Annotated in this window: 26 protein-coding genes; 15 read left to right on the forward strand and 11 right to left on the reverse strand. The window is 68.0% G+C overall.

Annotated elements, in window-relative coordinates; genetic code table 11:
• Positions 1–41 precede the first annotated feature (41 nt).
• A complete protein-coding gene (locus DB30_RS05880) occupies positions 42–212 on the reverse strand; it encodes a hypothetical protein (protein ID WP_153258241.1) in 171 nt (56 codons plus the stop codon).
• A 448-nt stretch (positions 213–660) separates the two neighbouring features.
• Between DB30_RS05880 and DB30_RS05885 the strand changes: the two genes are divergently transcribed.
• Entirely contained in the window at positions 661–897 is a 237-nt protein-coding gene (locus DB30_RS05885; RefSeq protein WP_052546988.1) for a hypothetical protein, read from the forward strand.
• A gap of 38 nt (positions 898–935) precedes the next feature.
• Here DB30_RS05885 and DB30_RS05890 read toward each other — a convergent pair whose 3' ends face one another.
• Both DB30_RS05890 and DB30_RS05895 read right to left on the reverse strand, forming a co-directional pair.
• A complete protein-coding gene (locus DB30_RS05890) occupies positions 936–1,121 on the reverse strand; it encodes a hypothetical protein (protein WP_052546989.1) in 186 nt (61 codons plus the stop codon).
• Positions 1,122–1,417: 296 nt separating this feature from the next.
• A complete protein-coding gene (locus DB30_RS05895) occupies positions 1,418–2,305 on the reverse strand; it encodes a hypothetical protein (RefSeq protein WP_146658116.1) in 888 nt (295 codons plus the stop codon).
• Positions 2,306–2,406: 101 nt separating this feature from the next.
• Between DB30_RS05895 and DB30_RS05900 the strand changes: the two genes are divergently transcribed.
• Both DB30_RS05900 and DB30_RS05905 read left to right on the forward strand, forming a co-directional pair.
• On the forward strand, positions 2,407–4,806 hold the full coding sequence (locus tag DB30_RS05900; protein WP_052546991.1) for a tetratricopeptide repeat protein: 2,400 nt from the start codon (positions 2,407–2,409) through the stop codon (positions 4,804–4,806).
• 88 nt (positions 4,807–4,894) lie between these two features.
• Complete coding sequence (locus DB30_RS05905; protein WP_146658117.1) at positions 4,895–7,234, forward strand: hypothetical protein; 2,340 nt, start codon at positions 4,895–4,897, stop codon at positions 7,232–7,234.
• Between the two features lie 177 nt (positions 7,235–7,411).
• Here DB30_RS05905 and DB30_RS05910 read toward each other — a convergent pair whose 3' ends face one another.
• Positions 7,412–8,815, reverse strand: a complete 1,404-nt coding sequence (locus tag DB30_RS05910) for a sigma-54-dependent transcriptional regulator (protein WP_052546993.1) — start codon at positions 8,813–8,815, stop codon at positions 7,412–7,414.
• A 158-nt stretch (positions 8,816–8,973) separates the two neighbouring features.
• On the opposite strand from DB30_RS05910, the gene DB30_RS05915 reads away from it, so the two are divergent.
• From DB30_RS05915 to DB30_RS05925, 3 genes are read left to right on the forward strand one after another with little or no spacing between them, the layout of a single operon-like run.
• The gene (locus DB30_RS05915; protein WP_052546994.1) at positions 8,974–9,855 is read left to right on the forward strand and encodes a universal stress protein; all 882 of its coding nucleotides are present in this window, start codon (positions 8,974–8,976) and stop codon (positions 9,853–9,855) included.
• Positions 9,856–9,873: 18 nt separating this feature from the next.
• Positions 9,874–10,368 carry a universal stress protein gene (locus DB30_RS05920; RefSeq protein ID WP_205632917.1) on the forward strand — a complete coding sequence of 165 codons (495 nt, stop codon included), beginning with the start codon at positions 9,874–9,876 and terminating at the stop codon, positions 10,366–10,368.
• Positions 10,369–10,383: 15 nt separating this feature from the next.
• Positions 10,384–11,298, forward strand: coding sequence for a universal stress protein (locus DB30_RS05925; protein WP_052546996.1), 915 nt, complete (start codon positions 10,384–10,386; stop codon positions 11,296–11,298).
• Here the strand turns inward: DB30_RS05925 and DB30_RS05930 are convergent.
• Together DB30_RS05930 and DB30_RS05935 are read right to left on the reverse strand one after the other, a co-directional pair.
• Positions 11,295–11,582, reverse strand: coding sequence for a PAAR domain-containing protein (locus DB30_RS05930; RefSeq protein WP_052546997.1), 288 nt, complete (start codon positions 11,580–11,582; stop codon positions 11,295–11,297). The genes DB30_RS05925 and DB30_RS05930 overlap by 4 nt on opposite strands.
• Positions 11,583–11,591: 9 nt before the next feature.
• Positions 11,592–11,930, reverse strand: coding sequence for a hypothetical protein (locus DB30_RS05935; RefSeq protein ID WP_052546998.1), 339 nt, complete (start codon positions 11,928–11,930; stop codon positions 11,592–11,594).
• A gap of 122 nt (positions 11,931–12,052) precedes the next feature.
• On the opposite strand from DB30_RS05935, the gene DB30_RS05940 reads away from it, so the two are divergent.
• Entirely contained in the window at positions 12,053–12,733 is a 681-nt protein-coding gene (locus tag DB30_RS05940; protein WP_052546999.1) for a M14 family metallopeptidase, read from the forward strand.
• 33 nt (positions 12,734–12,766) lie between these two features.
• On the opposite strand, the gene moaD is transcribed toward DB30_RS05940, so the two are convergent.
• Positions 12,767–13,444, reverse strand: coding sequence for a molybdopterin converting factor subunit 1 (gene moaD, locus DB30_RS05945; RefSeq protein WP_052547000.1), 678 nt, complete (start codon positions 13,442–13,444; stop codon positions 12,767–12,769).
• Between the two features lie 372 nt (positions 13,445–13,816).
• Between moaD and DB30_RS05950 the strand changes: the two genes are divergently transcribed.
• The 7 genes from DB30_RS05950 (at position 13,817) to DB30_RS05980 (ending at position 20,729) form a co-directional block, all read left to right on the forward strand.
• Positions 13,817–14,671, forward strand: a complete 855-nt coding sequence (locus DB30_RS05950; RefSeq protein WP_146658118.1) for a SprT-like domain-containing protein — start codon at positions 13,817–13,819, stop codon at positions 14,669–14,671.
• A 310-nt stretch (positions 14,672–14,981) separates the two neighbouring features.
• The gene (locus tag DB30_RS05955) at positions 14,982–15,212 is read left to right on the forward strand and encodes a hypothetical protein (protein WP_052547001.1); all 231 of its coding nucleotides are present in this window, start codon (positions 14,982–14,984) and stop codon (positions 15,210–15,212) included.
• A 165-nt stretch (positions 15,213–15,377) separates the two neighbouring features.
• The gene (locus DB30_RS05960) at positions 15,378–16,406 is read left to right on the forward strand and encodes a radical SAM protein (protein ID WP_165703642.1); all 1,029 of its coding nucleotides are present in this window, start codon (positions 15,378–15,380) and stop codon (positions 16,404–16,406) included.
• Positions 16,403–17,389: a radical SAM protein gene (locus DB30_RS05965; RefSeq protein WP_052547003.1), complete on the forward strand. Its 987-nt coding sequence runs from the start codon at positions 16,403–16,405 to the stop codon at positions 17,387–17,389. Before DB30_RS05960 ends, DB30_RS05965 begins: the two co-directional genes overlap by 4 nt.
• A gap of 5 nt (positions 17,390–17,394) precedes the next feature.
• Positions 17,395–18,102 (forward strand): iron-containing redox enzyme family protein, encoded by a 708-nt coding sequence (locus tag DB30_RS05970; protein ID WP_052547004.1) that lies wholly within the window; start codon positions 17,395–17,397, stop codon positions 18,100–18,102.
• Positions 18,103–18,114: 12 nt separating this feature from the next.
• The gene (locus tag DB30_RS05975) at positions 18,115–19,032 is read left to right on the forward strand and encodes an amidohydrolase family protein (protein WP_052547005.1); all 918 of its coding nucleotides are present in this window, start codon (positions 18,115–18,117) and stop codon (positions 19,030–19,032) included.
• Between the two features lie 95 nt (positions 19,033–19,127).
• The gene (locus tag DB30_RS05980; RefSeq protein ID WP_052547006.1) at positions 19,128–20,729 is read left to right on the forward strand and encodes a DUF4215 domain-containing protein; all 1,602 of its coding nucleotides are present in this window, start codon (positions 19,128–19,130) and stop codon (positions 20,727–20,729) included.
• A gap of 206 nt (positions 20,730–20,935) precedes the next feature.
• On the opposite strand, the gene DB30_RS05985 is transcribed toward DB30_RS05980, so the two are convergent.
• The 4 genes from DB30_RS05985 to DB30_RS06000 all read right to left on the reverse strand — a co-directional run bounded on the left by DB30_RS05985 (position 20,936) and on the right by DB30_RS06000 (position 24,529).
• Positions 20,936–21,241 (reverse strand): type II toxin-antitoxin system RelE/ParE family toxin, encoded by a 306-nt coding sequence (locus DB30_RS05985; protein ID WP_052547007.1) that lies wholly within the window; start codon positions 21,239–21,241, stop codon positions 20,936–20,938.
• Entirely contained in the window at positions 21,241–21,474 is a 234-nt protein-coding gene (locus tag DB30_RS05990; protein ID WP_052547008.1) for an addiction module protein, read from the reverse strand. The genes DB30_RS05985 and DB30_RS05990 overlap by 1 nt, the downstream gene beginning before the upstream one ends.
• A gap of 475 nt (positions 21,475–21,949) precedes the next feature.
• On the reverse strand, positions 21,950–22,915 hold the full coding sequence (locus DB30_RS05995) for a DUF2931 family protein (protein ID WP_052547009.1): 966 nt from the start codon (positions 22,913–22,915) through the stop codon (positions 21,950–21,952).
• Positions 22,916–22,918: 3 nt separating this feature from the next.
• Positions 22,919–24,529, reverse strand: coding sequence for a phospholipase effector Tle1 domain-containing protein (locus DB30_RS06000; RefSeq protein ID WP_052547010.1), 1,611 nt, complete (start codon positions 24,527–24,529; stop codon positions 22,919–22,921).
• Between the two features lie 110 nt (positions 24,530–24,639).
• On the opposite strand from DB30_RS06000, the gene DB30_RS06005 reads away from it, so the two are divergent.
• Positions 24,640–25,473: a YkgJ family cysteine cluster protein gene (locus DB30_RS06005; RefSeq protein ID WP_052547011.1), complete on the forward strand. Its 834-nt coding sequence runs from the start codon at positions 24,640–24,642 to the stop codon at positions 25,471–25,473.
• Positions 25,474–25,517 lie beyond the last annotated feature (44 nt).

Raw genomic sequence — 25,517 nt, forward strand, 5'->3', positions numbered from 1 at the left:
CGACCTGGGCCTTCGCCCGGTCCACCCACCCGGACCATGGCTCACGACACCGTCGAGATCGGGGCGAACAGTCCGTAGCCAAGCGCGAGGGCCAGGAACCCGACGAATTGCAAGGTGCCGAGCGCGCTCCCCAGGATCCGATCTGCCGTGCGCACCCCTTCGAGCGCTCGCCGTCGCGGGTCCAAGATCGTGGACGTGCCGGCGGGGTCCATGCGCGCGATCGTACCACGCGAGACGCCCTCGCCCGAGCCGAAAACCTTCGATTGACCGCGCGAACGCTCGTTCGCTTGGCGCCAAACCACGCCGTCATGCAACAGCGACGGCGCTGGCGAGACCCGCGGGCCGATGCCGCCGAGGCGACGGCTGGCGGGTGCGGCGGAGTTTGTCTTGACGTCCTGGCCGGGTAGGTCGCGCACGACCGCCGCTCAGGGCTGAACGTCGGATGCGCTACGTGGCAAGAACTCGGTGCCACAGCGACGACACGAGTTTTGCGGGCTTGCTGAGCAGGGAACGGGCGCGTTCGTGATGGATTGATCTGGCTGATTCAGCCACAGACTTGCGCGGCCCCAACTCGGGCAACAACAACACCAGCATGTTGATTGCGCTACCCACAATCGGAGTGCTGCAACACCCCCCAACCGAGCCGACGGAGAAGATCAAATGTCCCGGTTTCTAGCGGGATTCATCGCGGTCTGCGTCGCGGGTGAGGGAGCCACCATCGCCGTCTTAGCAGCGCTCGATGGGGGCTGGGTTTGGTCGCTCATGGTGGTCGTGGTGACCGCCGCGGGACTTCTGGAGTGGTGGAGGCAACGCAGGCGGAACCCAGAGGCTGCGGAATCGGCGGACAACATGCTCGTCGTGCTGTTGGTCACCATGACACTGCTCGGTTTCAGGTAGGGGCGTGCGCGGGCGAGTCGTCGTTGAGATGGGGTCGATCAGCCGCGCTCGTCGTCGTCTCGGCGCAGCAAGCGGCCAGGCATGTTGGCGCGTGTGTATTCGGGTATGAGCTTGCCGGAGGAAGCCCATACATCGAGGGTCATCTGCCAGACCATGGCGACCCGTTCGCCGGGGGTGCCATGGCGAACGAGCGCGGCGTCCGACTGCTTTGCGAGCGTCGTCACCGTCCCTGGCCACCCAGCGCGGGCACGGGCACGGGCACGGGCACGGGCACGCCGCTGACTGTCCTCGCTCACCCACTCAGTCTACCCACGGGAGCCCGATCATTCGCTGTTGATTGGCGCTCTAGACCCGAATCAAGCGCTGCGCGCTCGACTCGGGCCTACTATGTCTTCAAGGGGGCTTTCGAAAGCCCCTCGCTTCGGCGGCGGAGCCCCCTTCGCTCACCCCAAACGCTCGCCTGTCGGCTCGTACTAGCCCCAAATCATTCACCTTTTCCAATTCAGCGCTTGATTTGGGTCTAGAGCCCCACGACGCAGACCCCAACATCCTCATATCCAGGCGGCGCCTCCATGAAGAAGGGCTCGCACACGTGGGCCGGGTTGACCATCTGACACGGGCCGTCGCCGTCCAGCAGATTGCAGTAGGGCGTGCAGCAACCATCGCCAGCGCAGTCCGCAACCGCGTCGGCGCCCACGCATGCCAAGCTCGCGTCGCAGTCGTTGACGAACATGCACGCTTGGTCGGCCGGCACCGACTCGCCCTCATCGACGCAGCCAAACAACGACCCGGTCCACACACACTCCGAGCCGGCCCCGCAGTCGTTGATCAGCGGGTCGCACGCTTGTACGCACAGCGAGGGCCCCTGGGCCGCGACCGCACACACCCAGCCGTCAATGCACGCGGGCATGGAGATGTCACCAGTGCAGAACGGATGGCAGGTGCCGCCCATGAGGTCTTGGTCGTAGCCAAAGCAAAAGCTGGTCGCGTCGCAGTCGTCGTTGGCCTGCATCACGCCCTCGGTCGTGCACGGCTCCCCGGGCGCGCCCGTGCTGTTGACCGGCACGCACTTGGTGCCGTCCCAGGACGGACCGTTCTCCGCGAAGGGCACACACTTCATGCCGTCTGGACAGTCTTGCGCGAACATGTCGCAGTCGGTGATGACCGTCTGAAAGTCCCCGTCGTCGCACCAGTCGAGGCCGCCCGTGTCGCAGTCGTCGGCCTCGGTGGTGGTGGGGGTGTCCGTTGTCTCGTCGCTCGTCTCGGGGTTGGTCGCCGTGGTGGTCGCGTCGCTGCTCGACTCGGGGCTGGTCGTCGACTCGCCGCTGCTGGTGTCCGCCGAGCCAGGCCCGCACGCGCCAACTAGCAAGAGAACGCCTGTGGCCACAACGCTGCGCCGAAACCTCATCGTCGCATCATAGCGCGCAGGCACCACCTTCGCGCGCCCAACTTGATGCGCCCTCACGCAGCGCATAGCGTAGCGTTCGACGCCGCCCGCCGTCGCAACGCATGCGTGAGCACGAGCAACACCCTTCCAGCGCGGCCCATCACGCGGGCCCGCGCCCGCGCCTGCCGGCCCCGGCGTGGATGTTGGCGTGGCCGTCCGGCGTGCAGCCGGTCAGCCTGCGCGCCAACACGCGTGGCGTCGAGTTTCTGTATCGGGCGCCCGGTGATCGGTGGTTTCGCGTGGAGGCCTCGATCGATCTCCGCCGGCCCTCCGCGCTGCGCGTGCGTGGACTTCCCGGGCCTGATCCAGCCACGCTCGCGCGCTTGAGCAAGGCCGTCGAGCGCTGCTTGCTGCGCTCTCCGTCTGCGCGCGCGTGGCTGGCCGGGGCCCAGGCGTGGGTCACCAGGCTCGAGGGCATGCAGGTGTTTGGCGCCGCCGGGCCAAGCTCGGATCCGCTGATCCGCGGCGTCGACGAGCTGCTTGGCCACGCGGCGCGGGTGCGGAGCGGCGAACATCTCGGGCCGGAGCAGCCGGAGCAGCCAGAACAGCTCTCGAACATCGAAGCGGCCCTCGCCGGGGCCGGCCAGCAGCTCGGCGCGTCCACCCTCGCGCAGTTCAGTGTGGCCTTGCTGCTTGCGTGCGGAGCGTTCGAGCGCGCGCTCGCATGTTGGGGCCGCCACGCCGCCACGATTGAAGCCGACGACAGCCGCGGCGCGCTCGCGTGCGCGGCGATCATGTCGGCCTACCGTGGCGACGTCGCCAACGCCCACGCCAACGCCAAGCGCCTCGCCGCCCAGACCCGCGACGGCAGCGACGCCCGCCACGCTGGCGAGCTGCTCGAGCTGCTTGGCCAACCCCAGCTCGCGGCGCCGCTGTTGAGCGTGGCAGCCAGCGACGCGGGTGAGGACGCCAGCGCCTTCGATGTCCACTTTCGGCTCGCGTACGTCGCCGCCGCCGCCCACGGTCCCGATCAAACCCGCCGCGCCGCCGCGCGCATGCTCGAGCTCGCCCGCCGCCCAGAACAGCTGCTGGCGACCGCCCGGATGCAGCGTGAAGCAGGCGAGTTCCTGCTCGCCGAGGCCACCCTCGCGCAGCTGGTCCGCGACCACCCCCACGCCCACGAACGCACGCGACACACGGCCACGCTGGAGCTCGCAACCTCCAAGCTGTGGCGCCGCGATCACGAGGGCGCGGCCTCGCTGGCCCGGGACCTGCTCGCCACCAACGCCAACGACCCCGCGGCCCTGCGCACGCTCGGCGTCGCCCTGCACCTTGGCGGCCGCTCGCCGGCCGGGCTCGAGCTGCTGGTCCGCGCGCTCGAGATCGATCCGCGCGACGACGAGGCCAGGCTGTGGCGCGCCGAGATCCTCGATCAGCTCGGTGACTACTCGGCCGCCCGGTTCGAGGTCAACGAGGTCTCGATCGGCGACTTCCCAGCCTGGCAGCTGCTGCGCGCCCTCGTCGAGGAGCACCACACGCCCAACCGCAGGATCGATCACGACACCTGGTTCATCGTCGACACCAACATCCGCGCGCTGCTTGGCGACGAAGCCCCAGCCAACACCAAGGCCAACCACCAGATCGCAACCGCCAGCATCACCCGGGCGCTGGCGCGGCTGGGGGGCAACCGCTCGAAGCGGCTGACCACCGCGAACGCCGAAGGCGAGCTGCGCTGGCTCGAGATCGAGTCGCCCCGCCACCGCGCCGAGCTTCTGCAGCTGCACGCCTGCCACCGCCCGATCGACGACGTCGTCGCCGCGTTCGAGCAGCTCGCCGCCGCGCACCCAGCCGTCCCCTTCTTCGTCACCTACCCGGCCGAGCTGCTGATGTGGCGTGGCGAGTACGAGCGCGCGTTCTTGCTGTTCGAGCAGGTCTGGTACGCGACCCGCACGCGCTGGGGCTACGTGGGGGCCGGCGCGGCCGCGATGTTGCTTGGCCGCGACGAGCGGGCGCTCGAGCTGTGGGAAGAGGGCAAGGCTCACTACCTCTACATCGACGCCGAGGCGACCTACTGCTATCGCGGCGAGCTGCTGCGCAAGCGCGGCGAGCTCGACCAGGCCCGGCCGGATCTCGAGCTCGCGGTTCAGGCCAGGCCGGAGCGATTGGGCGCGTGGGTCAACCTCGCGCTGCTCGAGCACGCTGCCGGCCGCGAGGGCCCGATGCGCGAGGCCGTCGCCCGGGTCGAGGCGCTGTGCCCCGCGTTCGCGTGGGAGGCCCGCCGCGACGCGCAGCTGGGCGACCCCAACCCGCGCCCGCCAAACGATCTGGCCCGCTACATGTCGACCCTGCTCGAGCTGCTGCGGGGCAACCGATCTTCGGTGATGTACACGATCGTGGATCGCAATGACGCGCTGCGCGTGCTGCCGGTCGTGAAGCCGGATGTCTGGCGGGACTTCGGTCGCCGCAGCTTGGCGTTGTTCGAAGATGAGCTGTTGGCCGCGCTGGTTGGGGCCAGCACATGACAGGTTCGTGGATGTCCGCCAGCCATGGGTCGCCGCCGATCGAGTGTTTTTGTGGACCGAACGAAGCCCCACCCCGTTGGTGCGGGCCGTGCCAGCCGTCGCGCCCGCAGTCTCCGTCCCCCACGACCCAAGACTGCGCGCGACCGCCCGCAAGCTGACGATCGCCGCCTGGGTCGCACTCGCCGTCGCCGTGGTGCTGTCCAAGCTGGGGATCAGCTGGCTGTTCGCGCCCTCGAACCCTGCGGGCGAGCTCGTGAATCAGCTGCTGTGGACCCCGCCCAAGCGGTTCCTGATCGGGGTGGCCGTGATCGCCGGGCTCGCGCCGCTCCTCGCTGGCGGATGGCTTCGGGCACCGGCAAGCGTCGCAATCGAGCGAGTCCGTCGCCGCCGCGTGATCGGGCTCGTCGGCTTGTTTGGCCTCACGCTCATGGCCGCGCTGACTTCGTTCGACATGGCGCTGCTGCGGCGGGCGATCGAGCTGGGGGTCGCCCGAGAGCACTGGGACTTCGGCTGTGTCTGGCCTTCGGGTGACTACCAGGCTGCATTCGTTGGCTCCGGCCAACTCGCGGTGGTGCTGCGCATCCAAGCCGCGGTGGTCGACACGCTGGCCCGCTCCCCTCGCGCGGGCCGGGGCTCGTGGCGGCTATGGCGGGTGGGCCTGGCCTGTGTGCTGGCGGCCTGTGCTGCTGCCCCGTTCGCCTGGCTGGGCATAGAGGACCACGTGGCGTCGCAGTACCCGCGGACGTGGCTGCTGCCCAGCGTGGCCTACATCGTCGCGTTCGGCGTGTTCGAGCTGTGTGCACGGCTTGGGCTGCTTGGCCGCGCGGGTGCCCAGCGGCGCCGCAGCCAGGCTTCAAAGCCCAAGCCTTCATCCCCCACCTCAGCGCCGCCGCGCCAGCGTGGCCACACCCGCCCGCGCCTGACCCCAGATCCTGCCGCGCTCGCGCTCGGCCATCGGGCGCTCGCCCGGGCGCGAAGGTGGCTGTGGCTCAGCGGCCTGGTCGGCTCCGGCGCGGTCATCGTGCTCATCAACCTCAGCGCGATCCACTTGGCTGAATCCTTCGATCGTCGCGGGGGGGCGGTGCTGCCCGCGATGTTGCTGATCTGTGTCGGCCTGCTGGCGTGGGTCGTGTTCCAAGCCTCACTGCCCAGCCCGGCTCCACCGCGAACGCGCCCGCGCTTGGCCAGCGCCGGGCTCGAGCGCGTGGTCGAGCTCATCGAGCAAGCGATCGCCCAGCTCGAGCGCGGCCACGACCAACCATTCGAGGTGACCTACTACGACTTCACCGCGCGCTTCGAGGCGCTCACCCCCGACGAGCTCGAGCGCCTCGCAACCCTCGGGCTCGACTCAACCCGCCTGCGCAGCCTGCCCGCGACCTGGGTCGACGCGACGCAGAGCTTCGACCCAGAGCTGCGCCGGGGCATCCATCGGGAGCTCATGCAGATCCAGGCCACGATCATCGGCCGGCCGAGCGCGGATCCCTACCGCGCAGATCTTGGCGCGTGCAGCCTGGTCGACAGCATTGGACTGGGTTGGCTACGCCGCGGCCAGGCCCGGGACGGCGAGCTCAATCAGGCCCACGGCCTTCGCAATTGGGCGATCTTCGCCGCGGTGTTGGGCTGGGTCGCGATCACGACCGGGGTTGGCCTCGCCACGACGAGCGTCCCTCTGAAGCTATGCATGCCAGGCGTTGGCGACTGTCAGCTCGCGCTGCCCTGGCTCGAGTGGGACCTCGTCGGTGCCGCGTTGCTGACGCTCGCGCCGATCGTCGCGTGGGTGATCGGCTTGGCCCACCGCAGCGTCGCCGCGCGCTGCTTCGAGTTCGCGTTGCCCTGCCCGGCCAACGACGCGCCGGCTGCCCCGCCCTACTCGGTGGCGTTCAACACCACCTATTTGCAGCTGTCCTGCAAGCGCACGTCCTGGTTCCTGGCCAGCATCGCCGGGTGCCAGCTGTTGCTGGCCGCCGTCCCGCTGCTGACAGCCGTGAGCGCCGCGTCCGACTCCTTGCTCGAGGACGCGCTCGGCGGCCCCGGCGTGTGCGTGTTGCTTGGGGCTCTCGTTGGCTTCGCGCTGGTCTGCGTGCCCTTGATCCGCCACGGCCACCGGCGCCTGTGTGCCCACATTTGGCTCGCGCGGCTGGATCGACGAAACACCAACAACGACGAAGACATCTCGGCCATGGTCGCCGCGATGGTGGGCCACCGGATCCGGCTGGTGACCAGCTCGCCCCCACCACGCGATGCGATCGAGGCCCTGATCGCGTGTGTGGCTGCGGCTCCGCTGCCCGTCCAGGACCGCGTCGCAACCCTCGAGCGGCTCGAGCTGGCGCGCGCGCGCGGAGCCTCGCTCACGCCCGAAGAGCTGCTCGAGCTCGAGGCCGAGCTGTGGGTCTGCGAGCTGTGGGTCGCAGAATCGGGCGCTTGTTAGCTCGCCTGAACGCGAAGCTCGAGCTTCGATCGAGCCGCAGTAGGCGTAGCCGCCAGCGGGGTTGATCCGCGAGCGGGGCAGCAGCTCGACACGCGCCCCGTAGAACAAGACCTTTGCCATGGTGCGTGTCCACGCTGACCCCGTCGCCATCCCAACTACATGCTTCGAGGGAGCCGTCTACTTCGCGGCCGCGTTGTCCTCTTCGCGATACTCGTTGAGCCGATACTGAATCTTGCGCGGCGAGATCCCCAGGATCCGAGCCGCCTTGGACGTTGACCCCCCAACGTGCTCGAGCGTCTGCAAGATCGAATACCGCTCGAGCTCGCGCAGGCTCGCCCCCGGTACGGTCGGCAACCCCGTGCTCGAGCGCCCCGAGTTCATCAGCTCGCGCGGCAGCTCGCGGGGCTCGATCTCTTCCCCGCGCGCGAGCGCGACCGCGTGCTCGATGCAGCTCTCGAGCTGGGTGATGTTGCCCGGCCAGTCGAAGTTGAGCAGCACCCCAAGCGCCCGCTCGGCGAAGCCCGTGACCGCCTTGCCGTTGGTTCGGGCGTGGCGCTGGAGGAAGTGGGTCGCCAGCAGCGGGATGTCGTCGCGACGCTCGCGCAGGGTTGGAACGCGCACGCAGATCACGTTGAGCCGGTAGAACAGATCCTCTCGAAACGCCCCCGCTTGGACCTCGTCGTGGACCTCGCGGTCGCTGGCCGCGAGCACCCGCACGTCAATCGGAACGCTCTCGGTCCCGCCCATTCGCTCGATCGCGCCCTCTTGCAGCGCGCGCAAGATCTTGGCCTGGGTGGGCATGGGCAGATCGGCGACCTCATCGAGAAACAAGGTGCCGCCGGCCGCCTGCACGAACCGACCCTCGCGGCGCTCGACCGCGCCCGCGAACGCGCCAGCCTCGTAGCCAAACAGCTCGCGGTCGAGGGTCTCTTCACTCATCGCCGAGCAGTGGACCGGCACGAACGGGCCCTTGCCGCGCTTGCTGAGCTCGTGGAGGGTCACGGCCACGCTCTCTTTGCCAGTCCCGTTCTCACCAATGAGCAGCACCGAAGCGTCGGAGCCGGCGACCTGCTCGACGAGGTTCATCATCTCGCGGAACGCTCGTGACCGACCGATCAGGTTGTCGTAGTCGGCCTCCTCGTCGAGGCCGTCACGCCGCGCGAGCTCGCTGCGCAGGCGCTCCGCCTCGAGCCGCAAGGCGCGGTGCTGCAGCACGCGCTCGACGACGACCAACAGCTGTCCAAGGTGCAGCGGCTTGGTCAGGTAGTCGTCGGCGCCCTGCTGGATCGCCTCGACCGCGCTCTCTACGGTGCCGAACGCGGTCATGACGACGACCGAGACATCCGGGATCCGCTCGCGCACTTTGTCCATGAGCTCGATGCCGTTCATGCCCGGCATCTTGAGGTCCGTGATGACGATCTCGGGGGTCCACCCCTCGATCCTCCCGAGCGCCTTGAAGGCGTCCCCAGCAGACACCACCTCGTATCCCTCTTCGCGCAAGAGTTCGGTGAGCGCGGATCGTGCAGCGCTCTCATCATCGACGACGAGAATTCGGGCGGGCGCAGTTTTTTTGTCGACCATCCTGTTATCCCTGCCCCGAAAACCGGTAGAAGAGAACGAGACTTTCGCGCAAATTATGCATAAATGTCGCTAGAGCGCACATATTTCTGGAATTGCGAAAAAATTGCGCGTGCGGATGGGTTTCGCTGGCAGCCCGGACGGGCTTGGATGCTCCCCGAATGCCTTCCAACACTACATGGACCCTTGGCCTGGATCTGCGCGAGGGCGCCGAAGGGCCGCTCGTCTTTGCCGTCTGGCTGTCAAACCAAATTCAGGCCGACCTGGTGCCCATCCACGTGATCGAGCCGGACCAGCGGCGGCTGCTGGCGAGCGCCGACAAGCACGAAGAAGCGGTCGCCCTCGCTGAGGACGCTCTGGCCCGCACGCTCGAGCGCGTTGGCGCCGACACGGCCCTCGAGAACGTGCGTCTGGTCGAGGTCGGGAGCCCCGAAGACGTGCTCGCCGGCGCCGCAACGGACAGCGAAGGGCTGATCATCGGTCGGCTCGCGCCGCGCGGCAAAGATCGCCTGTTGCGTCTGGGCGGCGTCGCCCGGCGCCTGCTTCGCCGGCTGCCTGCCCCAACGATCGTGGTCCCGCCGGACACCCGCGCGCAGAACATTGGCAAGGGTCCGATCGTGCTGGCGGCCGACGCCCACGAAGACTCGATCGGCGCCGCCCGCTTCGCGCTGCGGATGGCCGAGCTGCTTGGCCGCGAGCTGATCTTGGCCCACGTCGTGCCCATGCCCTACGGCTGGAGCATCGGCTATCTCCCGCCCACCTCCGTCAGGCAGGTCCGCGCCGACCTGCGCGCTGGCGGTGAGCGCACCCTCGAGCGCTGGGCCAGCCAGCATGGGATCACGGGCCTGCGCGGGGTCGTGACCGAGGGCATCGTGCCCGACGAACTCGGCCGGCTCGCCAAGGCCGAAGACGCCCTGATGGTTGTCACTGGCTCGCGCAAGCTCAACGCGATCGAGCGCCTGTTCGTCACGTCCGTGGGCAGCGAGCTGAGCGCCAGCGCGCCCTGTCCGGTCGCGGTCGTGCCCCCAGACTACATGTCCTAAGGTTCGGGGAGTCCCACCGTGAGTGAAGCAAGCACCATCGATCCCGTGGCCGCGTGGACCCTGCAAAAGCGCAAGGTCCTGGTCCCCTTCGACTTCTCCGAGGCTTCTCGCAAGGCGCTGGCTGTCGCGCGGACCTTCGTGGCCGACGTTGGCCAGCCCAACGGCGGCACGGTCTCCGTCATCCACGTGATCACCCCGCCACCGATCACCGCGCCGGGGCGGCTGTTGCGTGGGCCCTTCGACGAGGAGCGGGCGATCGCGCAGGGCTTCACCGCGCTCCGCGAGGCGCTCGCCGACGCCGGCGCGCCCGAGTTCGATCCCCACGTACGCGTGGCCTCGAACCCCGCCGAAGAGATCGTCAGCTACGCGGACTTCGAGCAGATCGAGCTCATCGTGATCTCCTCGCACGCGCGCAAGGGCTTCGATCGCTGGCTGATCGGCTCTACGGCCGAGCGCGTGGTTCGGCTCGCCCCGTGTCCGGTGTTGGTGTTGCGCGGTCCTCGGCCGCAGTGAAAGCATGAGCTGAGCATGCCGGACGATCGACAAATCATGCGCTGGGTGGTGGGCCTCGACCTTCGTCCCCACAGCCACGGGGCAATCAACTTCGCGCAGTGGCTGCGCGCCCACGACAAGCAACCGGAGCAGCTGCGCATTGATGGCCTGCACGTGGTCGAGGCGCGGATGTTCAACCTGCCCGGTGGCAAGTCGCGCGCCGAGGTCGTGGGCGACGCGCTGAAGGCCGCGCGCGTGGCTGTCTCGGTTCGCAACGCCAGCGAGGCGTTCGACAGCGTCAACGTCGTCGAGTCGATCCCCTCTGTCGATCGCGGGGTCGTTGACGTGCTCAGCACCGCCGCCGGGCTGTGGATCACGGACGGCATCATCCTGGGTCGGCGCGGGCCCGGGGAGCACGGCGCCCTGATCCGGCTGGGCAAGGTCGCGCGCAACTTGCTGCGAAAGCTGCCGGCGCCAACCTTCGTGGTCCCGCCGGATCTCGAGCTGGCCCACGTTGGACCTGGGCCCATCCTCTGCGCGGTCCAGCTCGACGCGCGCGGCGTCGAGGTGGCCCGCTACGCCGAGCGTCTCGCCAGGCGACTCGGTCGCAGCGCCCGCTTGGTCCACGTGATCGACACCGGCGATCCAATCGGCCTGCAGTATCTGCCCGAGGGCAGCTGGGACGATCTTCACGCCCGTCAACGCGACGACGCCCAGGACAAGATCGTGCAGTGGCGCGACGCCGCGGGGCTCACAGCCTACACGCTGCTCGCCCAAGGCCAGACGGTGCCCAGGCTGGTCAGCGCCGCGCGGGAGCTGGACGCGTGCATGATCCTGTGTGGCTCGCGGCAGCTGAGCTTGGCCGAGCGCATGTGGATCTCCAGCGTTGGCTCGAGCCTGGCCGCGGCGGCACACCTGCCCGTTGGCGTCATTCCGTCGAGCGAGAGCTAACCAATCAAGACCGTCGCGCTGCCCCCAACGATGACCCCGCCATGGGTGGTTGGATCACCGATCCGGGCGGCGGGCTTGCGATCAATCGTCACGCTGGTCGACCCCACCGCGACCTCGTTGACCGGCCCCGGTCCGCAGGCGCAGGTTGAACCTTGCATCGCGGCTGGGCGGCTGTCGATCACGACAGAGGTTGAGCCCGCCGCGAGGATGACCCCGCCAACGTGGGCGTTGGGGCTTGCGAGCGGGCAGGTGTGCGGATCACCAAGGCGGGCGGCGTGTGGCACGGCTGGTTCTCAGGGCGCGGACATGCTCACGTTTTGGTAGCAGCCCTTGGCGTCAACGAACACGTGGACCAGGCGATTGTTCTGGAATGCCCAATTCAGCAATGGCTGGCCGGCGCTCATGGACCCGCAGCCGGCGACTCGCTCGGTCCGCACGTTGCCCGAGATCTTGACGTAGAACTCCAAAATGTCGCCATCCTTGCCGACCGTCATTGATGTAATCACGCCGGTGTGCTCCCCGGCCTTCGCGTCTTTGGGCGCGGGGTACTTGTCCTTGCTGGGCCCAGCGTGGGTGACCGGCGAGAGGCTGACGAGCAACGCGGCGATGGCAACAGGGAGATATCGCTTCATCGTGTGGATGTATCACGCGCCACGCGGTCCCCGCAATCCAACCGGGAGACGGGGTACGCCGGCCCTCACGGGTCCTTTGGGCCCCACTCGCGCCGGACCATCGGGCAGCGCTATCCTCCGGCATGGCCCTCGCGCCCGGCATCCACTTTCTCAAGCCAAGCATCCCGATCTACGTGTTCGAGGGTGACCAACCAGGCCCGTCCGCGCTGATCCAAGCCGGGATCCACGGCGACGAGATCGCGGGCGTGCACGCGCTGCAAGAGCTGCTCGAGGCCAACCTGCGCCCCACGCATGGCCGGCTGCTGGTCTGCCCGATCATGAACCCCCGCGCGTACCGGGAGCGGCAGCGGGCCGCCGCGGGCGGCTTGGACCTCAACCGCTGCTTCCCCGGCGACGCGAACGCCGAAGCCTGGGAGCGACGCCTCGCCCGGCAATTCATGGACCTCGTCGAGGACGAGCGGCCGGCGCTCATGGCTACCCTGCACGAGTCGCACAAGCGCTACGACAAAGCTGCGGATCACCCAACCTTTGGCCAGACCCTGGTCTATGGTGTCGAGCCGATGCCGCCAATTATTGGGCGCACGATCGAGCGGCTCAATCGGCGGTTCGAGTCGGCGCAAGAGCGGTGGGATCCGCAGTATTTCCCGGTCTCGACCTCGTCGACCGAGGTGATCGTCGATGCAATTGGCTGCGTGGGGATCTGCGTGGAGACCTGGATGGGGTTCGAAGAGCGGCACCGCATCGAGATGCAAAAAGCGGTGGTCGAGTATTTGCTCGATGACGTTGGGGTTCGGCGGATCTAGTCCCGAATCAAGCGCTGCGCGCTCGACTCGGGCCTAGGGCCCCTGCCCGATCCACTCCCCGCCGTCGCTGTCGATCTCTTTCTTCCAGATCGGCACGTCCTGCTTGAGCCGCTCGATCACCTCCCTGCAAGCCCGGAACGCCTCGTCACGGTGGGGCGCGCTCGCGGCGATCACCACCGCGGTCTCGCCGATCTCCAGCCGCCCCACCCGGTGTTGCAAGGCCACCCGCGCCCCCGGGATCTCGGCCTCGACCGCCAGCGCGATCTCATCCATCTTGGCCACCGCCATCGCGGGGTAGGCCTCGTACTCGAGCCAGCGAACGGTCTTGCCGCGGCTGTGCTCGCGCACGTTCCCGGTGAAGGTGGTGACGCCGCCCGCGTTGCGATGCTCGACCGCCGCGACCACCTCGGCGAGCGACAGCGCCGTCTCGCGTAGAACCGAGCGCTGCCCCGCGTGATCCACCGGCGCACCGCCGCTGACGGGCGGAATTAGCGCGACCTCCTGCCCCGCCAAGATCGACCCCGATTCACCGACAAACTCGTGATCCACAGCCACCCGGCAGTGCGCCAGCTCGGCCCCAACTTCAGGATGGGCAGCGCAGATCCGCTCGCGCAGCTGCCCGACCGTAGCGGGTTCGCTGAGCTCGAGCTCGACCTGAGCGGCGCCAATTCGCTGCCGTAGCCCGGCAAACAACAACACTGTCACTCGCACGCGTGCCTCCTGATAGTTCGTCGCCGCACGTTGTCTGGTTCAGATATAGTGGGGTGGTCTGGATCGGGCAAACTCGACCCGAGGGTCGCCAGCCAGACCCATCCTCTGAACGCAAATTCGAGATGATCATCTCCGACCCACGCCGGGGAACCGCGAAATTCGATCGCGCGCTAGCGCGCTCCCATACTGATCGCGCCACCTGGGCTCAGCGTCGCCAACCAGCGCCGAGCCGCGTCGGAGACTCCCTTGGTACCCACCTCGCCGACCCTAAAACTGGTCTCGCGGACCACCGCCGCGCCCTTCGAGGCGTCCGCCTCGAAGGGCATCGCGGTCCGCATCACCCCCCAACCCCGTTTGTACAGCGCTGAAACGATGTCACGATCGAGCGCCGTCAAGCACCAAGCTGCGCAGACGCACCCGGCGTCCGAGCCAGATGAGCAGGCGTGGGCCAACGATGATCGCGCCCACGAGCTCGCCAGCGAGGTCGAGGCCGCGCTCGAGCTAGAGATCGCCGACGAGCCCTACCCGCAGCTGCCGGCCAACCACCAAGAGGCCCTGCGTGCCGAGCTGCAGCACCGGCTCGGCGCGTACCTCAGCGCCGGCCGGGCCCGCGTGGTGATCACCGACAACCTGCGCACCATGATGTCGGTCAAGCGCGGCCACGGGGTCTACACATTTCGGCTGCACCACATGTTCATCGACGCGCCGCCCGCCATGCTGCGGGCCGTGGTCGCCTACGCCGAGCAGCAAGACGCCGAGGCATCAGAGCAGCTGCGCAACTTCATCGACGCCAACGAAGACGTGATCCGCCAGCGCGGCGGCCCGCGGCCGTTCACCGTCGACGTCGAGGGGCGCTACCACAACCTGCAAGAGATCTTCGACGCCCTCAACGCCGACTATTTTGGCGGCGCGATCAAAGCCCGCATCACCTGGGGCCCCCGCACCAACCGCAAGCGCGGCCGGGCGTCGATCAAGCTTGGCAGCTACACCGTCGAAGACGAGCTGATCCGCATCCACCCAGTGTTGGACGCCGCCGACGTGCCCCGCCACTATCTGGCGTGGGTCGTCTACCACGAGATGCTCCACGAGGTTCACGACATGCCGATCGTCGACGGCCGCCGCGTGTACCACACCCGCGCGTTTCGTCAGGCCGAGGCCAAGTTCGATCAGTACGCCGAAGCGGTGCTGTGGGAGCGGCAGAACCTCGAGAAGCTGCTGAATCGCTGACGGCTCTCCGATCGGGTGGAAACCGTGGGGCCCAGGGCCCCCGTCCGCCTCACGAGTCCCCCCTCGCTTCGCTCACGGCGCCAGTCGAGCGAGGCCGGCCGGCTTCGCGAGCGGTGATTTTGACCGTCGTCGCCAGAAGACCGATCGGGACCGCCGCAAGGCGTCCACATGTCCGCTTGGCTCGTCGGCGTGGTAGAGCAATTTTCGGGCAGCCTTGCAGACCCGCGGCGCTCCCCTACGTATCTGGGTGTCCACATACGCGGCGGCTGCCGCCCGTTGGCACATACCGACCCAAGAAAGGCATAGATCAATGGCCGAGACACCCAACAACATGGATATCCAGACCTCGCTCGCGCGGACCTACAAGCTCGAGTCCGGCAATCTCCACGTGCTCGCCCTCAGGAAGGAGCTACAAGAGCGCGCGCACATGCTCGGCGACGACGAGATCATGATTCTGGCCAGCATCAAGGAGAAGCTCAACTCGGGCCTCCCAGACAAGATCAAGCAGGCGGCTGACACCGTCGGCGGCTTCGTCTGGTAGCAACTACCCAATCGAGCATTGGCCCGACCAACGCGGGGCAGGAACCGCTGCGGGGTTCCAGCTCCGCGTCCTCCCGCACCTTCGTCTCACTTCAATGGATCTACATTGCACTTAGTTGAACTCCTTGCACTTCGCTCCGAGCCCTGCGCCGGTGTCTCGCTTGGGTTGACCCGGCGGTGCCCGCTGACTTGCGAGCACTGCTCGACCGCGTCCACGATGGCCAGTGAAGAGCACCCAGCCGAGCTCTTCATTCGCTTTGTCAAGACCTTCACGCCGGACAGCCACCCGCAGATCCTCGCGATGTCGGGCGGTGAGGCGCTCTTGCGTCCGACGCTCGTCAGACAATTGGCCGAACGGGCCCGCGAGGCGGGGACCCGCTCGTCGGTGCTCTCGGGGCTGTTCTTTGCGTCATCGGCCCGGATCCCGCCGTCGATCCTCGCCGCGATCCGGGCTGTCGATCATTTCTCGGTCAGCCTCGATGTGTTCCACGAGCGCCAAGTCGCCCGCGCCGACGTGTTTCGGGTGCTCGACGCCTTGCTCGGCGAGGGCGTCGACCTGAGCCTGCACATCGTCGGTCGCAGCCCTGACGACCCCTACCTCGAAGACGTCATTGGCGACGTCCGCAGGACCTACGCCGACACGATCCCGATGCTCGTCAACCTGACCGCGGCCTTCGGTCGCGCGCGGGCGTGGTTGACGCGCAAGCTCCCCGATCGCCCTGCGGTGATCGACGCCAACCCCTGCGCAATGGCAGCTTGGCCAGTCGTCGGCTTTGACGGGACGATCGTCGCGTGTGGCAATGACGACGCCCTCGACCAACGGCCGGCGCACCTGCGGCTCGGGCACGCGAGCGTCGACGACTGGGCGACGATCCGCGCGCGCAGCCTCGAGTCTGCCATGCTCCGGGCGATTCGCCTGTACGGGCCCAAGTACGTCGCGGCCACACTCGGCTCTGGACTCGGCTCTGGGCCCGGCTCTGGGCCCGGCTGCAGTGGCTACTGTGACACGTGCATGAGCCTGCCCGAAGATCCAGTGGTCGCGCCTCGCGTCGCCGAGCGCATGGCCAAGCCGTCAACCAGCATCGTCGAGGCCGAGGCCGCCAAGCTGATCCACAGAGCCGGCGCGCTCGGCTTTGCTGGGCGCCAGGGGCTTGGTGGCTACGCACACCTCATCGCGCTGGGGTCCAAGCCGTGAAGCTGACGCACCGGGAGGTCGACGCGATCCGAGCCGAGCGCGGGCGATCGATGCTGCTGTTCGTCACCGACCGCTGCCCCGTTGGCTGCGGCCACTGCTCCGTCGACTCGCGGGCCGACAGCCCGTCGATCACCGACTTCGAGCGCTTCGATCGGATCGTCGATTGGATCGCCACCAACGCCAAGCTCGAGGTCATCGGGATCTCTGGCGGCGAGCCCTTCGTCGAGCGCCGCGGCCTGTCGATCGCAACCCAGCGCTTCGCCGACGCGGGCAAGCGTCAAGTCGTGTTCACGAGCGGGGTCTGGGCGACACGCGAGCGTGTGCCCCAGTGGATCCGCGCCGTGCTCAATCGTTGCGACTGTGTGTACCTCAGCACCGATGCGTTTCACGCCAAGGCGATCGACGATGCGTGCCTGGTCCGCGCGGCGCAGACGATCGCGGCCGCCAACCCATGGATCGTCCTGCAGGTGCTCGACGACGAGCTCGAGCAAGAGCGGGCCGCCAAGCTGCTCGAGCAGGCGCTCGGTCGACACTGGCAGCGACACGCCGAGATTAACCTGGTGACGCCGCTCACCCACGGTCGCGGCGCCAACGTGTTCAGCCGCCTCGCCCGGGTCGAGGGCCGCGCGTTTGGCCCCTGCTCGCTGGCCCGCTCGCCGATGGTCCGCTACGACGGCGCGGTCTCGGCCTGCTGCAACGAGAGCGTGATCATGGCCAAGGGTCCATCGCGTCTGCGTAGAGCTGCCACCGATCACAACAGTCTCGACGCCGCGACCGACGGGTTCCACGCCGACTCGCTGCTGCGGGTGATCGGCGACGTCGGGCTTGGCGTGCTGACGCAACATCCACGATTTGCGGATCTCGCCAGCCAGCGATTCTCGAACAACTGCGATCTGTGCTGGAAGCTGCTCGAGCGCATGCCCGAGGGCAGCGACCCCTTGCTCGACGCGATCGCGTCGCTCCGACAAGACGACGACCTGTGAACCCCATGCACAGCCCCGGAAGACGCCTGCTTGCGAAGCTACAACTGGCCGCGCCAAGCTTTGGTGCGGCCGCCGAGCGGCTGTGGAGCAGCCCCCGGATCCGCGAGATCTACCCAGCTTACCTTGGTGCCATGCACATGATCGTGCGCTCGGCGGTGCCGCTGATGGATGCGGCCCGTGATCGCGCGCTCGCGCTTGGCAAGCATGATCCGCTCGGCGTCCAGCTCGCCGCATACCTTGGGCGCCACCGGGACGAAGAGGCGGGCCACGATCAATGGTTGCTCGAGGATCTCGCCGCGACTGGAGCCGACCCCGACGAGCCACTCACGGGCATTCCGTCGCCCACGATCGCGACCTTGGTCGGCGCTCAATACTATTGGCTGCACCATCACCACCCCGTGGCCTTGCTCGGGCACATCGCCGCGATCGAGAGCTACCCGCCGCCACCGGGCTTCGCGGAGCGTCTGCAAGGGCTGACCGGCTATCCCAAGTCGGCGTTTCGAGCGATCGCTCGGCACGCAGTGCTAGATCTTCGACACCGCCGCGAATTCTATGATCTCATCAATGAGCTGCCGCTCACCCGCGCGCACGAGAGCATGATCGGGCTGAGCGCCTTGCATACGATGCAGGTTGGCGTCGACGTCTTGCTCGAGATCCACGATCGCGTGGTCTCGCGGGCACCCGCGGTTGTGGCCCCAAAGTCTCCATGCTAGGAGCGCGGCTGCATGCGATGCGCCGCCGTCTGGGTGTGCACGCTCGGCCTTGGCCTGAGCGTGTCCTGCGTCTCCCCCAGCGTGGGCAACAGCGGGCCCGCGTCGGCGCGCACGCCTGAGCAAGCGCGCTACGAAGGTCCGGTCATCGATCTGCACACCCACGTGTTGTTTGACGAGCAGAGCGGCGAGCTCGCGCACGGCGGCGGCAACCCCGAGCAGCTGCTCGCGCTGCTCGAGGACCCACGGCTCGAGCGAGTCGGCGTCATCGTCATCGCGCCAACCCCCGGCATCCAGCGGACGCGGGAGCTCAACGATCAGCTCGCCGCGCTCGTCGCCGCCCACCCCGATCGCCTGCTTGCGATCGGCACCGTGCACCCCGCGGATGGCGACGACGCCCTCGCCGAGCTCACGCGGATCGAGCAGCTCGGGTTCGCCATGCTCAAGCTCCATCCAAACACCCAGCAGCTCGATCTTGCCAGCCCGGAGGTCAACGCCGTCGTGCACAAGGCCGGCGAGCTGGGCCTGCCGATCCTCTTTGACTTCTCCGGGCTGTTCAACGCGAGCGATCTCGGGCCCTACATCATGCTCGCCGCGAAGAACCCTGACGCGCAGCTGGTCCTCGCGCACATGGGGGGGACCAAGTTCCATGACCTGCTCCTGCTGTCGATGTTGAGCCAGTACACCTGGTTTCAGAACAACATCTGGGTCGAGCTGTCCGGCGTCGCGCGCATGTACACCCGCTCGCCCTACGCTGAACAGCTGGCGTTTGTCGCCCGCGCGATCGGCATGGATCGGGTGCTCTTTGGATCAGATTACCCCTTCTCCCGCACGCCCAGCGAGGCGATCGACGACGTCGAGGGCTTGGGGTTTCGCGCAGCCGAACAGCAGATGATCTTCCACGACAACGCGGCGTCCCTGCTCGGGTTGTGAACTCGGGCTGAGCGCAGGCGCGACGAGCCATCGCCGCGGATCTTGGTTCGTCGTTTTGCTGGACAGGCGTGGTAAACCTGGGCATAGGCGCAGCCATGAAACAGCTTTCTTTTCGCTCCCTCCTGACCGGCTCACTGCTCTGCTCGCTCGTCGCGTCTTGCACCGCTGACACGATCATCGAAGGCACCAGCTCGGCCTTGGACACGACTGGTGACGGCGACGGCGACGGCGACGGCGACGGCGACGGCGATGGCGATGGCGACCCAGGCGACGGCGACGGCGACGGCGATGGCGACGGCGACGGCGACCCAGGCGATGGCGACGGCGACGGCGACGGCGATGGTGATGGAGATGGTGATGGAGATGGCGACGGCGACGGCGACGGTGATGGAGATGGCGACGGCGACGGCGACGGCGACGGCGATGGCGACCCAGACCCCTTTTGCGGTGACAACATGGTCGACCCCGGCGAGGAGTGCGACGACGGCAACATGATCGACACCGACGCCTGCACGGCGTCGTGCATCATGGCCACCTGCGGCGACGGCTTCGTGCACGAGGGCGTCGAGGGCTGCGACGACGGCAACACCGACAACAACGACGGCTGCTCCAGCGTGTGCGAGCTCGAGGGCTGTGGCGACGGCGTGATCCAACCGGGCGAGGCTTGCGACGACGGCAACGACCTCGACACCGACGCGTGCACCAGCTTGTGCGCCGTCGCGACCTGCGGTGACATGTTTGTCCAGGCGGGCGTCGAAGACTGCGATGACGGCAACATGATCGACACCGACGACTGCACGTCGGCGTGCGAGTTCGCCGCGTGTGGCGACTCGTTCCTCCACCAGGGTGTAGAGGAGTGTGATGACGGCAACAACGTCGACACCGACGACTGCACCAACATGTGCACCAACGCGTTTTGCGGCGACGGGGCCGTTCACGAGGGCATGGAAGAGTGTGACGACGGCAACAACGTCAACACCGACGTCTGCGTCAACTGCATCTACGCAACCTGCGGCGACGGCTATGTCCACGCGTTTGTCGAGGACTGCGACGACGGCAACAACGACAACACCGACAGCTGCACGAACACCTGCGCCGACGCAGCGTGCGGCGACGGCTTCGTGCAACCCGGTGAACAGTGCGACGACGGCAACCTGATCGACGGCGACACCTGCTCGGCGATCTGTGAGTTCGAGCAACGCTGGGTGTTTGCGACCAGCACCCAGTACAACGGCAACCTCGGCGGGCTGCTTGGCGCCGACGCGATCTGCAACGCGCGAGCACAGGCCGCCGACTTGCCAGGCACCTACATGGCGTGGCTCTCGACCGACGGGGGCTCCCCCTTCAGCCGCTTCACGCCCACGAACCTGCCCTACCTGCTCGTGACCGGGACCAAGATCGCCGACAACTCGCTCGACCTCGCCGACGGCAACCTCGACGCCGCGATCGCCCGGACCGAGTTCGGGGGCATGTCGATCAACACGGGCATCTCGTGTGCCGGCAGCGTGCGCAACGTCTGGACGGGAACCGGCGCCAGCGGCATGGCCTCCGGCGGCAAGTGCAACAACTTCACGTCGAGCTCCGTGAACTCGACCGGCACGGTCGGACGCACGACCGCGTTTGTCGACGGAACCTGGTCAGCGTGCGGGCAGTCAACCTGCAACCTGACAGCGGCGCTCTACTGCTTCCAGCAGTAGCAAACGTGAACTCGGGCGCGTACCGCTGCGTCGGTCCGCGCTCCACGAGATGGTTGCCGCCTTCGGAGCGGCTCGCCGCTGACTAGAGTCGATCTTCGTGGGCCTCGGGCTCGATGATGACAGTGCGGGTCACGGCTGCCGAGAGAACCCGTCGACGACCCAAGTGGGCCCCGGAATCGGTGCCCAAGTGTCTCCGGAACTCGCAGTCAGGCACGGTCCTTCCAATAGCCCGGCCGGCGCTGCTGGTGCGCGACGGCGTAGACCACGGCGCTGTCACCCTCGAAGCCCACCATCAACGTGTAGCGGAAGACTCGCAGCGGGAACGCGCGCACATCCACCTGGGACGGGAAGTCGGGGACCTGGGCGCCGCTTCGGGGGAAGTGTCGGGCGCGGTCGAGGGCGGCGTCGACCTCAGCCTCGAAGCGCTCGCCGTAGCCCTCGCGGCGCTGCTCGAGGTAGACGATCGCCTCCACGTACTCGACGCGGGCGAGAGGGTGGAAGCGGAGCTGCATCAGCGTGCGAGGGCCTCGCGTCCGGCCTGGCGGACGTCTTCCCAGGACTCGAGTTCGACCTCGCCCCGACGAACCTGACCCATGCGGCGCAGAACCTCATCCCGCCAGGCCCGATCGATCTGCTCCTGGGCGTCGGCCGGGAGACTGTCGAACAGGGCCTCAGCGAGGCGCAGGCGCTCCTCGTCTGCCAGCGAGAGCGCCTGGTCGAGGATTGTGCGCGCGGCATCGGTCACGGTACCCAGTCTACGAAGCACCGGACGCCGACGCCATCGACATGTCCTCGTCGCCATCGAGCCGATCGACCAGGGGGCCGAAGTCGTCATAGTGGCCGATCGTGTGAATGGGGATGGGTGGCGCTCGAGGCCGGCGCTTACGGCCGCCGACGCACCAACCTCGACGCCGCGCGCACAGCGCAACCCTCTCGCTAGTTTCGTCACGCACGAGAGGCTCTCCGCGAGGCCACAGAGGTCGAGCAAGAGTTGGCCTGGCGGGGTGGGTCGCGGTCGCGGCGGGGGCCTCGGCCCGAGTCCAGCTTCGGCGATGGCGCGCGCGATCTTGTCGCTGTCATTGATGACCTCCACCAGGCGCATGTCGCCCTTGCAGGCGCCGAGAGTGGGTGCTGTCGGAGACCCTAGCAGGGTCTGGTCAACAGCCGTGGCAGGCGCCTGCCGAGGGGGAGCCTGGGCCTCGAGAGCCGCTCGCCGCCACCTATTCGGGCAGGCTCAGCAGCTCGATCTTCGCCCGCGTGAGCGAGATCGGGCCGTCCTTCGGTCCGACCGAGATCGAGACCCGATTGCGCGGACCAAGCTCGATCCGCAGCGTGGGCGTTGGCGTGTCCGCGCCCGCCGTGCACGCCTTGTCGAACGCGCCAAACACCTCTTGTTCATCCAGGGCGATCTTGGTCAGCAGCTTGCCCGCGCCGCGGGTCAGCCAGGTGATCTGCAGCTGCTTGGGCACGGTGTGCAGCTCGTCGGGCGGCGGCTGCCGGGCGAAGTCGTAGGTGTCGCGCTCGCCGTTGAAGCTGCGCATGGACACGTGCAACGGCACCTGCACGCCCTCGACGTGGAGCCGCCAGCGATAGCGCCGCGCGTACTTTGGCCACGCCGACACCGGTGGACCGTGCTTGGCGTGGGCCCGCAGCTGGGCGTCGCTCAGCCGCGCGCGCAGCTTCGAGCCGATGAAGGTGGCCCGCGAGATGTCGGGGTTGTCCAGGACCTCCGACCAGTCGCGCTGGGTCGGCTCGAGCTGCGCGCTGGCGACCGCTCGCACGTGCCCGCTGCCGGCCAACCACGCACTGGTCCAACCGCCCAGCCCCATCCCGACGATGAGCTTGTCCCAGCTGGCCCGGTTGCCCGTCAGCGGGTCCTTGAAGCCGGCCCGAAACAGCGCCGTCAGCTCGGCGTGGGGGAGCTCGAGGGTGCCCGCGAAAAATTGATCTTCGGTGTACGAGAACCACGCCAGGGTGACGCGCGCGGGCACGGGCTTTTGCGGCTCACCCACCAAGTGCCGCGAGCCGATCTCGCCCCAGCCGTTGTTGACGATCTTGCCGGACGGGACCCGCACGCTGTCGCCGGCCCACTCCGCCTGGCCCGCGATCAACTGCATGGGATAGCGCTCGTCCGCGCACTCGGTCGGGAGCCACTCGAAGGTGTCCGATGATCCAGGCGTTGTCATGGCTCAGCCAGCTTGCACGATGCGCTGACGCCGACCGCTCATGGCCCCGCCAGCGCTGAACTGCGGCTGGTTGAACCCGCCGTAGGAGGCCGAGAAGTGCAGGTAGTCGTGGCGCAGCCGCCGGTAGGCCGGCGTCCGCATGTTGATCCAGTGCTCGGCGGTCGAGGCCGTGCCAGCGAGGTGGGCCGCGACGTGGGCGTTGACGGTGGCGTAGATCTCTGCGAGCGCGCCTGGGATCGGGTGGTGGGCGGTGACCGACTCGAAGGTCAGCCCCGTCTCCGTTGCAAAGTCCGCCATGTGCTTGAGCGGGATCCGGTTGTAGCCGTTGCGGATCCCCCGGCGGGTCACCTTGAGCTCGTTCCAGAAATTGACCTCGGCGATCTCGCTGGCCCGATACCAGCCCGAGTCGATCAGCCACGCGCGCTCACGCGCGAACCGACGCTCCAGCGCGTCGTTGGAGAACTGATCGAAGTCCAGGATCTGCAGGCCGACCTCTTCGGAGTTGTCCCGGTAGCCGCCGCCAACGTCCGAGTGGACCCCCGGCATGTAGATCTCGACCCCGACCCCCGCACCGATCGCGCTGGCGATGTTGGTCAGCCGGAAGTTGGCCCGGTGCTCTTCGGCGGCTGCGAGCTGCACGACCTTCTTGGCCGAGCGGACCGCGTCGAGGTTGAGGTCTGCGGTGTCGTTGGTGTGCTTGACGCCGTAGGAAGCGACGGTGTCGAACAACCCGACAAAATTGACCTCGAGCAGCTCGACGGTGTGGCCAAGGGCTTCGATCCTGGGCTGCAGCGGGTTGTCGCCGTTGAGCACGTCGTGGACGAAGTGGCGCGCGCCCGCGGCCCCGCGGCTGAACCCGAACGCGTCGAGGTGGATGCGCTCGATGATGACACCGCTCGCGAGCCCGAGCTCGCGGATGCCCCGCAGCAGCTCCCGAACACCGGCCTGGACCTTGGCGACGACCCCGGTGTCGCCAAGCCCGGTCCCCATCCCGTAGTTCGAGTCGCCCTGGTGGTTCTGGGTGCCGATGCCCTCTACGTAGATCGAGTACGAGTGCTCGAAGTTGGAGTCGCCGATCAGCAGGGTCTCGAGCCGCGACACGTTGGTGTAGTCGTTCTCGAAGCTGCCCTCGCCGACGTTGTCTTGGTAGGTGGCGTTGTTGCGCAGCCGATCGCGGGTGTTCGCGCGGTTGTTGGCGGTGCCGTCGAAGAACAGGCTGACGCGAATGGTCGTCTTGGCGAGCGGCGGGGTCTCTTCTTCCACCTCCTCGGCCGGCGCCTCGAGCCGCGGGGCCTCGACCTCGATCGCCTTGGGAGACAGGACCCGCTGGACCTCGGCTTGGCGGGCGCGCAACAGCATCAGGTCGCCGCCGCTCGCCGCGATCCCGGCGACCCGTGCGAGCGCCTGGGCGGCGACGTCTCGGGGCTCTTCGTCGCGAAGGTTGAGCAGCACGGACAGCCGCTGGATCAGCTGGGGATCTTGGCGCCGCAGCGCGACCTCGAGCAACGCCCGCGCGCGACCGGGCTCGACCTGATCGGCGGCGTTGCCCAGCTTGGTGCCGCCGCGGACCAGCAGGTAGCGCTCGGAGCCGTCAAAGATGTGGATCGGGAGCATTTGAGGTCGCCGCCCCAGATTATACGCCTGGTTGGCTGCAGTGTGGGACGCTTAGTTTCCGCCGCGCCACGGGGCTTGCAGCGTGCACGCGCCAATGCCAAACCCGGTCCGTGCCCCGGCTGTTCGACAAGCTGCTGCGTCGCCGCAAGCTCGACGTCTCGGTCTCCCGCGAGGTCGCCGAGCGGGCTTCGGATCACTTGCTCGCCATGGACGACGCCCTCGAGCAGCTCGCCGAGCTCCCCGGCCTCGAAGACGTCAAGCGCACCCGCACGCTCCCCGCCCAGTTCTTGCCCCTGTGGGATCAGGCCCTCGCCTCGTACGACGCCTACGTGCAGGCCATGACGACGGGGCCGCGCACGCTCGCGGTTCAATGTCAGGCCGGCTGCTCGGCGTGCTGCCACGACGTCCCCACCGGGGTGCAGGCCGTGGAGCTGTTGGCGATCTACGCCAGCTACCGCGAGTTCGAGGACTTCGCTACGCTCCACAACCTCGCGTGCGATCTTTCCGACGCGTTCATGGCCCTGCTCGCGAACGAGGCGCCGGGCGAGACCGTGGTCCGCTCCGACAGCCCCACGTACGCGCGCGCGCAGCTGGGCTATCGCCAGGCCGGGCGCCCGTGCATGTTTCTCGACGCGGACCAGCGCTGCCGGATCTATGCCCGGCGACCGCTGACCTGCCGCATGCACCACGCGATCACCGATCCCAGCTGGTGCAGGGTCGACCACCCCAAGGCCGAAGACGCGGTCACGCCCCGGCTCGAGCCGCCAAGCGACATCCTCGAGCACATGCGGACGATCGCCAAGCGCCTGGATCTCCAGCTGCCCACGACCCTGTTCGCAGGCCTTGGGTTGCTGGGCGGTCAAGTGATGCAGACCCAACCCTTGCGTGTCCGCGACGAAACCAAGGCCAAGCGCCGCTCGCTCCCCAAATTCCGCGGGAAGTAAGCTCACCCGGCTGGGCACGGCTCGGCGCTGTACCGCCCGCGGCG

It is taken from the genome of Enhygromyxa salina (assembly GCF_000737335.2).
In the GTDB taxonomy this organism is placed as follows: domain Bacteria; phylum Myxococcota_A; class Polyangia; order Nannocystales; family Nannocystaceae; genus Plesiocystis; species Plesiocystis salina_C.